The organism is Corynebacterium nasicanis (assembly GCF_042658165.1).
In the GTDB taxonomy this organism is placed as follows: Bacteria; Actinomycetota; Actinomycetes; order Mycobacteriales; family Mycobacteriaceae; genus Corynebacterium; species Corynebacterium nasicanis.
In genome coordinates this window covers 12,355-27,112 of record NZ_JBHSQE010000006.1, presented here as the reverse complement: position 1 = coordinate 27,112, position 14,758 = coordinate 12,355, and the positions used below count along the sequence as shown (strand labels likewise).

Here is a 14,758-nt window from a genome sequence, read left to right as displayed (position 1 = left end):
CAGTGGCCTCATCAAACGACAGCCCCTCCGGAAGACCAGTCACCGTCACCTTCGCCGCCGGATCATCCGACGTCACCACGATCGGCTCAATAGCCTTATCCTCCGTCACCGTGACATCCGCAATCGGATCAATCACCGGCGCAACCTGGTCAACCACGTTGACGGTTGCGGCAATTTGCTCGGACGAACCGTCCGGGTAGTCCACGGTGACAAGCAGCTCCACGGGACCGACCGGCACGTCAGCTCCCGGAGCAACGGTGATGGATCCGTCCTCGTTGAGCGTCGCCCACTCGGGGAAGCCCTCACCGGCAGTGAACGTGGTGCCGGTGGGCAGCTGCTGACCGTTCTGGTCGAGCGGCGCGGGGACGGTGACCGGGTTCCCGCCCTGCTGGGCGTCGATAAGCTGATAGGTGGGGTCCAGGGAGGCGGCGTTGTCGGCGCCGACGTTGAACAGGGCCGCGGCAGTATCCGTGGTGCCGTCTGCGTAGGTGACCAGCACCGGAATGGTGAGGTCGGACGCTTCACCTCCGGGCAGCGGGTTGACGGAGACAACGCCGGTCTGGGGATCAACGAAGACCTGACCCGGGGTCAGAGAATCAGCAGAAGTACCGGCGGCGTAGCCGTCCGGCAGGGTGCCGGCAGCGAAGGTGGTGCCCTCAGGAGCTGCGCCCGTCTCGACGACGTCAGTGGTGTAAGCGTTGTCGAAGGTCGGAGCCTGAGAAGCGACGACGGTGCCCGGCTGGGCGGCGGTGTTCTCGTACGCCGGAGTGAACGCCGCGGCGAGGTCACCGGTGATATTGAGCGGAACGGTGTCCTGGTGCTGAACCTCGGTCCCGTCCGCGAGCGTGACGGTGTAGGAAACGACCACGTTGTCGAATTCACCGACGGTGTCCGGGGTTCCGGAGACTGTGTTCGTCGCCGGATCGAACGTCAGTCCCGACGGCAGGCCGGTGACAGTAATGCCGGAGGCGATTGCCCCCTCGGGGAGGCCCTGCGGCTCAATGGCCTGGGTGTAGGGCTGCCCGAGGGTGGCGTCGGCAAGCGGGGTGTCGGTGATGGAGATCGGAACGGCGCGCTGCGTCGTGCCGGTCTTGCCGTCGGCGTAGGTGATGTTGGAGGTGATGACGACCTGCGCCGTTCCGACCGGGCTCGTGCCATCGGCGGCAACGACCGGGGTACCCGTGATAGCGCCGGTGGCGGGGTCAATGGAGAGGCCGTTCGGCAGCCCCGTCGCGGAGTAGGTCACCGAGGCGCCGGCCGGAACATCCTGGGTGAAGGTTCCGGTGTAGGGCTCGCCGAGGGAGCCGAGCGGCGTCGTCGCTGCGTTCGGGGTGACGGCGAAGGAATCCACGCCGTAGACGTTGCGGTTGTCACCCGCCGGCTGGAAGAGAGTCGCCGAGTAGATCGTGGTGTCCGTGATGTCGGTGGGAACCGTCAGCGGGCAGGAAGGGACGGTAGCGTCCGGGCCTGCGACAGCGATGCACGGCTCACCGACATTGACCAGCCCGGTGGGGGTGCTGCGCTGCCACTGAATGTGATAGGTCTGTCCCGGGACCAGGCCCGTTGCGGTGGTCTGGACCGTGTCGCCCGGCATCGCCGGGTTGGAGACCGCGTCAAACGGGGTGACGTCGAACCTCGGGTCGAGGGCGTAGAGGGGGAAGTTGAGGTTGTACCAGCGGGAGAGCCCACTGACCGAGACCAGGCCCTGGCCGATGTCCCCATCGTGGGGATGCGCGAACATGGCACTCTGGAACGACGACATCGTGGCGGACACGCCCTCCGGCAGGACCGGGTAGACGTACATGTAATTGGCGTTGATGTGCTTCGAAGACCAGTTGCCGAGGAGCCAGCTGCCGGACTGCGGGGAGCTGGCGAGATCACCCCAGGCTCCCTGGCCTTCCCAGTTCGGCCGGAAAATGCCGGGGCTCGTGTGGCTGTTGCCCCACAGACCCTGGAACTGGAGCTTGTACTCGCCTTGTGCGTTGGTCACGGAAGTGACCGTCTCGGCGATGGCAGGCTTGCCGGTCTCAGCGGTGTAGGCCGCCATGATCTGCTTCTGCGCAGCCTGGAACTGGACCACCGTGTGGTTGGGGTTGTTGTTCTTCCACTGATCGAAGCGACGGGCGACTTCGTCCTGGACGTAAGAGCCGACGACAGTGATGCCTTCCGCCAGGATGTCTCCGCGGTCAGCCTGCACGGTGGGGTAGAGGAAGTCAGCGGAGTTGGTCCACGGGTCCCAGAACACGGTGCCCACGACCTGCCCGTCGTTCGTGCTCGGGAAATTGAGGTCGTTGCGCGGGCCAGTGGGAGTAGCGAGCGAGAGCCACGACGGGTCGGGCTTGTCCTGCAGAGAAATGTGCCAGTTTCCGACGCGGTTCCAGGCGGGGTACCAGACCGCGCGAGAGCGCTTGTGGGCGTCGCCGACGGGGTACGAGTCCTGGAAGGCGATCTGATACTGAGATCCGTCCGGGAGGGTGGCCCAGATGCTCACCTGCTCGCCGCCGAGAGGGGCATTGAAAGTGTGCTGGACACCGTTGGCGTCAGTCCACGGTGCGAAGAAGAGGGAGAAGTGGCCTGCTTCGAGTGCGCCCTCGCCCGAGAAGGTGTGGTAGACAGGCGACTTGGCGCCGTCCTCGTCGATCCAGTAGCCACTGACCTGGATCCCGTCGATATATTCGTCACCGAGGTTAGCGTTGTAGTGCTTCGATCCGCTTCCCCGGTCGATGAAGACGAATCCACTGACGGTGTGCTCACCTTCCCAGACACCGGTGGAGTGCTGGGAGCCGCCCGCGGCCGGAGTCGCCGTCTGGGCGGATGCGACAGGCAGGGACAGCGGGGAGACGACGGGGGACACGAACGGCGCGATCATGGCGACGGACAGCACACCTGCCGCGATCGAGATACCGGGGCGGTAACGCCGGCGGCCGGAGCTCTTGATCGGTTCTTGCATGGGGTTCCTCTCGAGAAACTGATGCGCCGGTGATGGCGCGACGCAGGACGGTGGCAGCGGTATCAGGAACGAAGGTCTCGGGATTGAGATCGTTATCATTTCGTTCTCATACCTTGCTCCGCATGAGATTACGTCAGGGGACTCTCACCGTCAGCCCAGTCGACACCTCCCCTACCCGCAGGTTCCGTCCAGCTTCGCAACAGGAAACCATCTTTGGTCGCACCATATCCAACTCCATTGGGCGATCAATTTAATGCATGCAGCACATGACATACCGCAAAACATCTTATATATACACGATCATTGTCGCCACAAGCTAACATCCGCCACATTTGCCCCGCGGCCCTGCGGAAAGGCCGCCAAGTCCGACATAAATCCCCGAAAAGCCCCTTTTTGAGACCGGCGGAAACGTTTTCCCACCACTACTTTCCCAAATAAATGTATGGACGTGCTCGATAGCCCGCCCGTCGACCGTTCAAACTCATTGTGATTCTCACTACATCTAGCGTCCACCACCCCCGGCCAGCACCCGCTGAGAGCAGCAAAAAGGGGCTGAGGAATCCTCAGCCCCTTTGTACGCCCCCGCGCCCCCGCGCCCCCGCGTCGTCGCTTAGTCCGCCAGGACGTCGTGACGCACGATCGTCTGATCACGGCCCGGGCCGACGCCGATGTAGGACATGCGGCAGCCGGAGAGCTCCTCGAGGCGCAGGACGTAGTCCTGGGCCTTCTGCGGCAGTTCCTCGAAGGTGCGGCAGCCGGTGATGTCCTCGTCCCAAGCGGGCATGGTCTCGAAGATCGGCTCGGCGTGGTGGAAATCGGTCTGGGTCATGGGCATTTCGTCGAAACGCTGACCGTCGACGTCGTAGGCCACGCAGATGGGGATCTCCCCGATGCCGGTGAGCACATCGAGCTTGGTGAGGAAGTAGTCGGTGAAGCCGTTGACGCGGGAGGCGTAACGGGCGATGACCGAGTCGTACCAGCCGCAGCGGCGCTTGCGGCCGGTGTTGACGCCGACCTCGCCGCCGACGGTCTGCAGGTACTCGCCCCACTTGTCGAAGAGTTCCGTCGGGAACGGGCCGGCGCCGACGCGGGTGGTGTACGCCTTGATGATGCCGAGGGTGGTAGTGATCCGCGTCGGACCGACTCCCGAACCGACGCACGCTCCGCCGGCGGAGGGGTTGGAGGAGGTGACGAAGGGGTAGGTGCCGTGGTCGACGTCGAGCATGGTCGCCTGGCCGCCCTCCATGAGGACGCGCTTGCCTTCGTCGAGAGCCTCGTTGAGCACGCGGTCAGCGTCGATGACCATGGGGCGCAGGCGATCGGCGTAGCCGAGGAAGTATTCGACGATGGTCTCCGGGTCGATGGCCTTGCGGTTGTACATCTTCACCAGGATCTGGTTCTTGACGTCCAGGGCGGAGGTGACCTTCTGGCGCAGGATGGACTCGTCGAAAATATCCTGCACGCGGATGCCGATGCGGTTGACCTTGTCGGCGTAGGCCGGGCCGATGCCGCGGCCGGTGGTACCGATGGCCCGCTTGCCCAGGAAGCGCTCCTGCACGCGGTCGAGGACCTGGTGGTACGGCGCAACAAGGTGAGCGTTGGCGGAGATACGCAGGCGCTCCGGGTTGGCACCGCGGGCGGCGAGGCCGTCGATCTCCTCGAAGAGTGCCTCAAGGTTGATCACCACGCCGTTGCCCAGGATCGGGACCGCGTTCTCGCTGAGAACACCGGCCGGAAGGAGCTTGAGCTCGTACTTCTCGCCGCCGACGACGACGGTGTGGCCGGCGTTGTTGCCGCCGTTGGGCTTGACCACGTAGTCAACTTCGCCGCCCAGGATGTCGGTGGCCTTACCCTTGCCCTCATCGCCCCACTGGGCGCCGACAATCACGATTGCAGCCATTATTGGGTCACTTCCGCTCAAGTTTCGGGAACGCGTGGCGGTGGAAAGCCACGGACGGCTTACCATTCTACTACGGGTTGTAGGATCAATCCTCATGCGAGTGGTGATCCTACGCTGTGGTGACGTCGATATTCCCGTTGACCTTCCCGGCACTGTTATCAACGTCCCCGATATTCCGGGGCGGCGCGACCTGGCCCCCCTCGACGCCATCGCTGCGGAGCTGCTTCCGGAGGACCCCACCCCCTCCCTCGACGACATCGCCCGGCAGCCGGATGTGGCCCATCTGGCCGTGCCCGCCCCCGCCCCCCAGGCCCCGCACCTGCCGGAACCGCTGCGCGTCATCGTGGTGGGCACGGACGCCGCGCTCGCGGCGGTGCTCACCCGGATGATGCGCGGCGACTACCTCTGGGCGGAGGTGGCGCTGGTACCCGTCGAGGATTCGGTCGCGGCCCGCAACTGGGGACTGGATAAGCCATGGCGGATCGCACTGTCCGGCTCTGCCCGCCCGGTCCCGCTCATCCGCTCTGACCTGGGCCTGGCGGTCGCCGGCTCCGCCTCCATCACCGAGTGGGAGGGCGGGGAGATCACCGGCGAGATCATCGTCAACGACCATGTCCTCGTCCGTCACGAGGGCCGTGCGGACGTGCTTTTCGACGGCACCTTCGGCGCCCGCCTCGTCCCCATGCTCGACGCCCCGGGGATCGCCGCGGTACGCATGCGCGAGCCTGCCGACCTGGACCTGTCCTTCCGACAGCGCCTGGCCCACCGCCTCTCCGGCTCCACGCCGGTGGACCCCGATTCCCTGGCGACGGGCCGCGCGGTGCAGGCCGGGGGCCCCTCCCTCGCCGTGACCATCGACGGCGTGCGTCACCCGCGCCCGCTCGAGCGCTCGACGTTTTACCGCCACCTTCGCGACCTTCAGATCGTTCGCCCCTAATGTGATTAGAATCACATTAGGGGTTTCGCTTATCGACGCCCCATCCTGTGGTCGCCGTCACATCTTCCCGGCGGACCCACGCTGGTCAGACCACGATCTCTGACCTGCGCAATTCATGGTTACTGAAACATGTGACCAGCACAGGGTGCACATTGTAGTCCTCTTAGCGAGTATTTCAAGGGCGACTCCGCGGGGCTCGATCCTCGTGGCAGAGGCACTCCGGCGTTCTTACGCTCGGGATCAGAACATCCGATCTCCCGAAAGGAACGACTGCATCATGAACCGCAATATCCAGGACCTCACCACCGCCACCGCCTACGACCGCGACGGCGAGAAGCTCGGCTCCGTCAAGGAGGTCTACGTCAACGATTCCACCGGACAGCCGGACTTCGTCGAGGTCGGCCACGGCCTCTTCGGCATGAGCTCCAGCATCGTGCCGCTGCGCGGGCACCGCCTCGAGGGCGAGAACCTCCAGCTCGCCTTCTCCAAGGACCGCATCCAGGACGCGCCCAACATCCGCGACGACGACCACCTCTCGGAGGAGGACCACGCCACCATCTACCGCCACTACGGCCTGGACGGCACCCCCAACGAGACCGAGTACGAGCCGCACCGTTTCGACGATGACTACGACACCGCCTACGGTGAGCGTTTCGATCACGACCGGACCCACGAGCGCGAACTCCGCGAGGCCGATCTGCGCGACCGCGAGCTCATCGACCCGGTCACGGGCGAGGAGCAGCCGGGCGTCACCGCTCCGGGTGTCATTCCCGCCGCAGGTGGCCCGGCCCCGGGCACGGACGTCCACGGCTTCGGCGATCACCGCCGCGACGGCGACGCCTCCGCCGACCGCCTGCGCGCAGAGTCCGATCATGAGCTCGGCCTCGACCGCACCCCCGAGGATCGCGCCGCCCGCGGCACCAGCGCCCACGGCATGAGCGACGAGCCGCGCGAGCAGTACCGCGACTACGAGACCGCCGAGCGCGACTACGCCCAGGACGCCCGCGAGCACCAGAACGACGCCGCCGATCTCGGCCGCGAGCAGCGTCGGGAGGGTACCCGCCTGCGTCGCTACCGCGTCCGCGCCGCCGGCGAGTCCATGCGCGAGCAGCACGATCCGCGTGAGTTCGGCAACGTCGACGCCGACGGCCGCCCGCTCGACGAGGGCGACCAGCACATCCCGCGTTCCAACTACTAGTCACTGACTCGCGTCTGGGCCGCCCCTCACGGGGCGGCCCTTTCCGTGTGGGGAGCATCACAAAACTGTCCCCTGACGCCCAGCCCCTGCGGGAGACTTCCCGCCACCTGCGGATTCTCGGCCCAGAAACCCGCGCCGGCCAGCAATTATACTCCGCTTTCCGCGGAAATCAACGGCAGGTCCGCGCGGCGTCCGTGACAGTGGTGTGGGTCACAACCTTCCTTTAAGCTCGGCATTATCCGGAGTATTTCAGCTCCGTCCGACGCAAGGAGAGACATCATGAACCGCCGCATCGCAGACCTGTCGAGAGCCACCGCTTATGACCGGGAGGGCGAAACGCTCGGCTCCGTCACCGAGGTCTACATCAACGACACCACCGGCCAGCCCGATTTCGTGGAGGTCGCCCATGGGCTCTTCGGCCTGGAATCCAGCATCGTGCCGCTGCGCGGCCACCGCCTCGACGGCCCCGACCTGCACCTTGCCTTCACCCGGGACTGTCTCCGGAACGCTCCCGACATCGATGACGGGGCGCACCTCAGCGACGAGGAACAGGAGCTGTTCACCTGCCATTTCGGACTCGCCGGAACCTCGGACACCGAGATCTACGAGCCCTTCGACTTCCCCGTCGCCCTCACTCCCGGCGTCGCGGTGCACGGTTTCGGGGACTACAACCCGATCACCGACGCATCCGCCGACCGCCTGCGCGCCGAATCCGACCACATCCTCGGCCTCGACCTCACCCCCGAGGATCGCGCCTCCCGCGGAACCAGCGCCCACGGCATGAGCAACGAGCCGCGCGAGCAGTACCGCGACTATCAGACCGCCGAACGCAGGTACGCCAGGGAAGCCCGCGACCACCAGAACGACGACGCCGATCGCGGACGCGCAGATGCCGAGCGCGTGGCCCGAGGCACCCGCTTCCGCCGTTTCCGCGACCTGCGGGCCTCCTGACCCCACCCGGGACAATCGCTCCGCAACCGGCCCTCTCCACCCCCGGCGGGCGGGCTTGGCGGAGCGATCCTCACCCCTCGCTGATGCCCGGCCACTGCTCCGGCTGATAGGCCGGGGTCGCGGACGTCGGGGCCAGGGCTGCCAGGGCGGATTCCCGTGACCATCCACTCACCTCGAGGAGGTCGGCGGTGATCGAGCGGGCCTGGGCGAGGATGACGTACTCGGAGAGGACGGCCTGCTCGCTGACCGCGTCCATCCCGGAGCGGGCACCGATCACCTGCAGGCGGCGGACGATCTCGGGGATGTCCTGCGCTTCGTTGGAGGGGGTGCGGGCGTCGAAGACGTCGGAAAGCTCGGCGGCGATGTCGGCAAGCTCGTCGACGATGTTGATGAGGCGCACCGAGACGGCGTCGCCATCCTGGCACAGCACGAGGGCGCGGCGGGCGAGGACGCGGGCGTTGCGCATCGTGTACTCCACGGAGGGCAGGATACGTTCCAGGGAACGCACGCGCCGCCGGGCGCCCCACAGGAGCGGGGAGAGCAGGGCCATTTCGCGGCCGTGGGCGGCGGCGGAGAGCATGTTGTTGATGTCGGGCTGCGTGTTGTGGACGGCGTCCATCGCCTTGTTGAGGGCGTCGGCGTCGCGGGTGTCGAGGGCGAGGGCGACGTCGTCAAGCACGGAGGACACGATACCCAGCAGCTTCGACACCTCCTGGCGACCCGAGTTGAGGGGCGAGGAGGGCAGCAGGGCGATGGTGATGAGGCCGATCGCCGCGCCGACGAAGGCGTCGATCATGCGGGCGGGGCCGCCGCCCTCGGTACCCGGGGGCAGGATGGTGGCGATGAGGATGGAGCCGATGGCGACCTGGTTGCTCACCAGCGGCGATTTCGACAGGAAGGACGCCACCAGCAGGGATATCGCCACCACGAGGGGAATCATCCACGGCCCGTGGGGCAGGTAGTGCACGAGCAGATCACCGAGGCCGACGCCGACGATGACGCCGAGGGAGAGCTCCAGCGCCTTGCGGATGCGCTCCCCGCCGGTGAGGCCGAGGATGATGACCACCGTGATGGGGGCGAAGAACGGCACGGGGTGCCCGATGACCTCGCGCGCCACCCAGAAGGCGAGGCCGGCGGCGATGGCGACCTGCACGATGGCGAACAGACGCTTGCGCACGCGCAGGGCCCGCGACTCCAGGGATCCCTCGACCTGCCGGAGCCGCTCGAGGGTGCCGATTCTCAACTTCGCCATGAGGCCTCAGCGTAATGGAAAAAGCTCACGCCCCGCGCGGAGGCGGGGCGTGAGAAGCGGGGGAAGACTACTTGACGGTCTTGCCCACGGAGTGGAGGTCCTGGCAGGCCTCGAGGACACGCTCAGCCATGGACTGCTCGGCCTTCTTCAGGTAGGAACGCGGGTCGTAGGCCTTCTTGTTGCCCACCTCGCCGTCGACCTTGAGCACACCGTCGTAGTTCTGGAACATGTGGGTGACGATGGGTCGGGTGAACGCGTACTGGGTGTCGGTGTCCACGTTCATCTTGATGACGCCGTAGCGCAGGGACTCCTCGATCTTCTCCTTCTCGGAGCCGGAGCCGCCGTGGAAGACGAAGTCGAAGGGCAGGGCGTCGTCGGCGAGACCCAGCTTGCGGCGGGCCACCTGCTGGCCCTCGAGGAGCACCTCCGGGCGGAGCTTGACGTTGCCCGGCTTGTACACGCCGTGGACGTTGCCGAAGGTGGCGGCCAGCAGGTAGCGGCCGTTCTCACCGGTGCCGATGGCGTCGATGGTCTTCTCGAAGTCCTCTTCGGTGGTGTAGAGGTTGGCGCCGGCCTTGGCCTCGACACCGTCCTCCTCGCCGCCGACGACACCGATCTCGATCTCGAGGACGATGTTCGCCTTGCGGGACTTCTCCAGCAGCTCCTGGGCGATCTGGAGGTTCTCGTCGATCGGCACCGCGGAGCCGTCCCACATGTGGGACTGGAAGAGCGGCAGCTCGCCGGCGTCGACGCGCTCCTGGGAGATGGCCAGCAGCGGGCGCACGAACTCGTCGAGCACCTCCTTCTGGCAGTGGTCGGTGTGGAGGGCGACGTTGATGCCGTAGTGCTTGGCGGCCTCGTGTGCGAAGGCGGCCAGGGCGACAGCACCGGCGACCTTGTTCTTCACGGACAGACCGGAGCCGAACTCTGCGCCGCCGGTGGAGAACTGGATGATGCCGTCGGACTCAGCCTCGGCGAAGCCGCGCAGGGCGGCGTTGATGGTCTCCGAGGAGGTGCAGTTGATGGCCGGGAAGGCGTAGCCGCCCTCCTTGGCCTTGTCGAGCATCTCGTTGTAGATTTCGGGAGTCGCGATAGGCATAGGGTGATCCTCCGGGTAAGCAAACAGGTCCGCACACCATTATGCCTGCGTTTGACCGCCCATGCTTGCCCCCGGAGCCGAAATCACCGGGCCCCCTCCCCCCGATCCGGGCGGGTCTAGGGTTTGCGGGTGTCCGTGTCCGCGACGACGCGGGCGGCGGCCTCGAGGAGCATCCAGCCGGAGAGTTGGACGGAGAGGTCGCGTTCGTCGATACGCAGCACGCCGAGAGCCTCCGGCAGGCTGGAGGGGGCCAGCCCGAAGTTGTGCGGGAGCCGGGCGTCGGCGGTCCAGTCGGTGGCGAAGACCGGCAGCCCGTCGACCTCGAGGCGGCGGTTCCACACGGATTCCGCCGAGGACAGGACCAGGCGGGCGGCGACCTTCTTGGCGGCGCGGTTGGCGGCGTTGTCGGAGGGCAGGCGCACCGCGACATCCGCGAGGTAGCGCACGAGGATGCCCTTGAACAGGCCGCCGTCGCCGTCCCCGGTCTTCCAGTCGATGACCCCGGAGGGGGTGGCCATGTGGACGGCCACCGCCTGCACGAGGGCACGGATGCGGGTGATGTACGGCATGGCCGCGTCCATCGCCTCGGCGTCGTCGAGCCCGGAGATGGAGTCCCCGGGGGAGAACCCGGCCTTCTCGCGGAGGGCGAGGGCGATCTCCAGGTTCGCGCCGAGCGTCACGCCCTGGCAGTAGGGGTGGATGTTGGGCACGAGTTCGGGGCCGTGCATGCGCATGCGGATGCCGTCCATGACGAGGCCGTCGTCGTTGACCAGGTGCTCGTGGATCCACTCGACGATGCTGCGGGCCTCCTCCAGCCGCCCGGTGCGGGCCATCATGATGGCCGCGGGACCGTTGGAGGGGACGTTGTAGAAGGTCTCGCCGCTGCGCCAGGGCAGGACGCCGGTGAGTCCGTCGATGCCGTCGACGATGTTGTGCTCGAGCTTCGGCAGGACCGGGGGCATGGGCACCTGGGCGAGGTCGCCGGCGCGCCGCATGGCCAGAGCCAGCCAGGCCTTGTCGTCGTAGTAGCGGTTCTTCGTCAACGGACCGAGGTTGCGCAGGCGGATGCCGTTGATGGTGTTGGTGATGACGCGGCGGCGGGCCCGCGTCGGCCGCCGCCGCGCGGCGTCGACGAGGCAGTCGAGGTAGTGCGCCTGCCACCAGTAGTGCCAGTGGTGGAACAGGCGTTCCTTCGTGGTCGGGGGCCAGCTGACCACGGCGAGGTTGGTGCGCGGCAGCCCCCACACACGGGAACCGTGGCGCTCGTTGATGGCGGATTCCGCGAGGTCAGCGCGGTGTGCCCAGGTCTCCTGCACGTTCTTTTCGCTACTCCGTTGCCGTGTACTGACTGTACTGACATGTCACAGTCACACCATGATAACGATTAGTTTGCATTTCCGTCACGCCCACTCACCAGGCGTGACCGAGATCTCCATGCTGGCGGATCCAGGCGTGCATGGCGATCCCGGCCGCCACGCCCGCGTTGATCGAGCGCGTCGACCCGAACTGGGCGATCGAGCAGGTCATGAGCGCCCCCTCCGCTGCCTCGGGGGTGATGCCCGGGCCCTCCTGCCCGAAGAGCAGCAGGCATTCCCGCGGCAGCTCCGCGGTCTCCAGCGGCACCGACCCGGGCGTGTTGTCGATGGCCACCACCGTCAGGCCCGTCCGCAGCGCCCACACCAGCAGCGAATGCACGTCCGGGTGGTGCATGAGGTGCTGGTAGCGGTCGGTGACCATGGCCCCGCGCCTGTTCCACCGCCGCCGCCCGACGATATGCACCGTATCCACGGCGAAGGCGTTGGCGGTGCGCACGACGGTGCCGATGTTGGCGTCGTTCTCGAAGTTCTCGATCGCCACATGCAGGGGGTGGCGTCGCGTGTCGATGTCCCGGACGATCGCCTCGCGCCGCCAGTAGCGGTAGGCGTCGACGACGTTGCGCCGGTCGCCCTCCGCGAGCAGCTCGGGGTCCCAGTGCGCGCCCTGCGGCCACTCCCCCTCCCAGGGGCCGACGCCGTGTCGGCCCTCCCCCCACTCGGTGGGGCCGGGCTCAGAGTCCAAGATCATCCAGCCCCAGCAGGTAGCGGTACTCGAGGCCCTCGGCGCGGATGACCTCGTCAGCGCCCGTGGCGCGGTCGACGACGGTGGCCACGCCGACCACCTCGGCGCCGAGCTCACGCAGCGCGGCGACGGCGGTGAGCGGGGAGTTACCGGTGGTGGTCGTGTCCTCCACGACGAGCACCTTCTTCCCCACCACGTCGGGGCCCTCGACGCGGCGCTGCATGCCGTGCTTCTTGGCCTCCTTGCGCACCACGAAGGCGTCGATCGGACGGCCCTCGGCGTGCATGACCGCGGTGGCCACCGGATCCGCGCCGAGGGTGAGGCCGCCGACGGAGACGTAGTCCCAGTCAGAGGTGAGCTGGCGCAGGAGGGTACCGATGAGCGCCGAGGCCTCGTGGTGCAGCGTCGCGCGCCGCAGATCGACGTAGTAGTCGGCCTCCCGGCCCGAGGACAGCGTCACCTTCCCGTGGACGATGGCCAGGTCCTTGACCAGGTCCGCCAGGGCGGCCAGCTGGGTGGCGTCGACGTCGTTGCGGCTCATGGGGTCTCCTTCTCGTGCGGGTTTCTCCCCTGCCACCTTAGTCGTCGAAGAGGGAGGATCCGCCGCTGAGGTCGCGCGGCATGCGCGGCCCTCGCGCACCGGGCTCCCGCTTATCGACGCCGTCCGCGATCGGCTCCACCTCATCCGCCCCGATGCTGCGTGGTTCCACCACGCCGCGCGCCACCGCCTGGCGGCGCGAGGGCAGGTCGAGCGGCTCCTCCGGGCGCTGCACCAGCGGGCGCTCCCCGGCGTCGACGCCCTCCCGGGCGATGGCGAGCACCCCGAATCCGGCCTGCGGGGGTCCGGGCATGTGACGGGTGGGGTCGAGGTCGTCGAGAAGCAGGGTCTGCGCCGCGGTGGACCGGGGCGGCAGGGCACGGGCGGCGTCGGCCAGCATGGCCAGGGGGGCGAGCATCTCCTCCCAGTCCGCGCGGTGCGATCCCTTCGCGGTCTGGGCCAGCACCCAGTCGGATTCCATCCACACGGCGGTGACCACCGCGGGGAAGACCTCGAAGGCGGTGGTGACGCGTTCGTCGAGAAGCCGCTCGGCCACGCCGATGTCGGTGGCCAGGACGGTGAAGTCACCGAGGGTGAAGGCCTCGAGGAGGTCCTCGGAGGACTCCTGCTCCAGGCCGTGGCGGCGGGCGTCGAGCACCACGTCCGAGCTGGCGCCGCGACGCATGGCCATGACGTTGACGCCGCCGAGATCCATGAGCACCATCTCGTGCCCGTAGGCCTGACCACTGACGATGTCGCGGGCCACCGCCCCGGAAGCGGCCGCCCCGCGGGACCACTCGTCGTTGAGCCAGTCGTCCCGGCGTGCGAAATCGAAGCCCTTCTCCTCCGCCCAGGTGCGGCGCTCACGGCGCAGGGCGCCCGGCAGCTGGCGGCTGGACGGGGCGGGGTCCCGGCGGCGGGCGTCGAGACGCCACAGCGCAGCGGCCGCACCGGCGGCGACTGTTGCGAGGGCGAAGGCAATGGTGGACATCACCTTCGACAATAGTGGGATCAGAAGCCCCGCTCCACCGGGTTCGTCGGATCCGCCGCCCACTGGGACCAGCCGCCGACATAATGCGTCGCACACCCCAGGCCCGCGTACTCCATCGCGGCGATGGCCAGCGCGGAGTGGTTGCCGGACCCGGAGTAGAGGATGACTCCCTCGCTCGCGGTGATGCCCGCGTGGGCGAAACGCTCCCGGATCTCCTCTTTTGTGCGGATCGTCCAGTCGTCGTTGAGCAGGTCGCGCACCGGTATATTGATCGCCCCCGGGATGTGCCCGGCCTTGAGGTCAAGGATCTCGCGGCGGCCCTCGAAGCGGCGGGCGTCGCGCGTGTCCACGAGCACCCCGCCCCCGGCGAGGTGGTCACGGACGTCGTCGATCTCCGCGACGGGCAGGCCCCCGATCTTCACGGCTCCGCCGTCGGAGGTGGCGAAGTTCCCCGGCCCGCCGACGATGGGGTAGCCCAGCTGGTCCCAGCGCTGGAGGCCGCCGTCGAGGATCTGCACGTTCTCCAGGCCCGCCCAGCGCAGGATCCACCAGGCGCGGGCCGCCATGAGGCCGCGGCCCTCGTCGTAGACGACCACCCGGCTGTGCTCCTCCAGGCCCCAGCGGCCGAACCAGTCCTGCAGGTAGTGGGCCTCGGGCAGCGGGTTGCGGCCCTCATCCGAGCTGGGGATCCCGGCCAGCGCATAGGCCGGATCGCAGAACAGCGCGGTGGGCATGTGCTCGGATTCGTATTTCTTGTAGCCGCCGCCCTCGCCCGGGGCCCAGTAGGAGGCGAGCACGGTCTGCTGCTGACCGTGCCAGATGTCGTCCCGCAGAGAGTCGGCGCTCACGAAGGTGCTCATATATATCGATATTAGGTGGGGTTA

12 protein-coding genes are annotated in these 14,758 nt (G+C 67.5%); 3 read left to right on the top strand and 9 right to left on the bottom strand.

The genetic code is table 11. From position 1 onward, the window contains the following. Both ACFPUZ_RS08340 and ACFPUZ_RS08335 read right to left on the bottom strand, forming a co-directional pair. Window positions 1–2,950: Rib/alpha-like domain-containing protein (locus ACFPUZ_RS08340; RefSeq protein ID WP_377001464.1), on the bottom strand; the 2,950-nt coding region annotated here is incomplete at its 3' end. Between the two features lie 610 nt (window positions 2,951–3,560). Further along, window positions 3,561–4,850 (bottom strand): adenylosuccinate synthase, encoded by a 1,290-nt coding sequence (locus ACFPUZ_RS08335; protein WP_377001463.1) that lies wholly within the window; start codon window positions 4,848–4,850, stop codon window positions 3,561–3,563. A gap of 94 nt (window positions 4,851–4,944) precedes the next feature. On the opposite strand from ACFPUZ_RS08335, the gene ACFPUZ_RS08330 reads away from it, so the two are divergent. The 3 genes from ACFPUZ_RS08330 (at window position 4,945) to ACFPUZ_RS08320 (ending at window position 7,936) form a co-directional block, all read left to right on the top strand. Further along, window positions 4,945–5,787, top strand: coding sequence for a hypothetical protein (locus tag ACFPUZ_RS08330; protein ID WP_377001462.1), 843 nt, complete (start codon window positions 4,945–4,947; stop codon window positions 5,785–5,787). A 277-nt stretch (window positions 5,788–6,064) separates the two neighbouring features. Continuing rightward, window positions 6,065–6,985, top strand: coding sequence for a PRC-barrel domain-containing protein (locus ACFPUZ_RS08325; RefSeq protein WP_377001461.1), 921 nt, complete (start codon window positions 6,065–6,067; stop codon window positions 6,983–6,985). A gap of 279 nt (window positions 6,986–7,264) precedes the next feature. Then, window positions 7,265–7,936, top strand: coding sequence for a PRC-barrel domain-containing protein (locus ACFPUZ_RS08320; protein ID WP_377001460.1), 672 nt, complete (start codon window positions 7,265–7,267; stop codon window positions 7,934–7,936). 70 nt (window positions 7,937–8,006) lie between these two features. On the opposite strand, the gene ACFPUZ_RS08315 is transcribed toward ACFPUZ_RS08320, so the two are convergent. From ACFPUZ_RS08315 to ACFPUZ_RS08285, 7 genes are all read right to left on the bottom strand, one after another. Further along, window positions 8,007–9,188: an FUSC family protein gene (locus tag ACFPUZ_RS08315; protein WP_377001459.1), complete on the bottom strand. Its 1,182-nt coding sequence runs from the start codon at window positions 9,186–9,188 to the stop codon at window positions 8,007–8,009. Window positions 9,189–9,255: 67 nt separating this feature from the next. Further along, window positions 9,256–10,287, bottom strand: coding sequence for a class II fructose-bisphosphate aldolase (fbaA, locus tag ACFPUZ_RS08310; protein ID WP_377001458.1), 1,032 nt, complete (start codon window positions 10,285–10,287; stop codon window positions 9,256–9,258). A gap of 116 nt (window positions 10,288–10,403) precedes the next feature. Then, the gene (locus ACFPUZ_RS08305) at window positions 10,404–11,603 is read right to left on the bottom strand and encodes a glycoside hydrolase family 76 protein (protein ID WP_377001457.1); all 1,200 of its coding nucleotides are present in this window, start codon (window positions 11,601–11,603) and stop codon (window positions 10,404–10,406) included. 94 nt (window positions 11,604–11,697) lie between these two features. Further along, entirely contained in the window at window positions 11,698–12,351 is a 654-nt protein-coding gene (locus ACFPUZ_RS08300) for a TrmH family RNA methyltransferase (protein ID WP_377001456.1), read from the bottom strand. Beyond that, window positions 12,335–12,886: an orotate phosphoribosyltransferase gene (gene pyrE, locus ACFPUZ_RS08295; protein ID WP_377001455.1), complete on the bottom strand. Its 552-nt coding sequence runs from the start codon at window positions 12,884–12,886 to the stop codon at window positions 12,335–12,337. The genes ACFPUZ_RS08300 and pyrE overlap by 17 nt, the downstream gene beginning before the upstream one ends. A gap of 37 nt (window positions 12,887–12,923) precedes the next feature. Next, a complete protein-coding gene (locus ACFPUZ_RS08290) occupies window positions 12,924–13,874 on the bottom strand; it encodes a type III secretion system chaperone family protein (RefSeq protein WP_377001454.1) in 951 nt (316 codons plus the stop codon). Window positions 13,875–13,894: 20 nt separating this feature from the next. Then, a complete protein-coding gene (locus ACFPUZ_RS08285; RefSeq protein ID WP_377001453.1) occupies window positions 13,895–14,734 on the bottom strand; it encodes a sulfurtransferase in 840 nt (279 codons plus the stop codon). Between the last annotated feature and the right edge of the window lie 24 nt (window positions 14,735–14,758).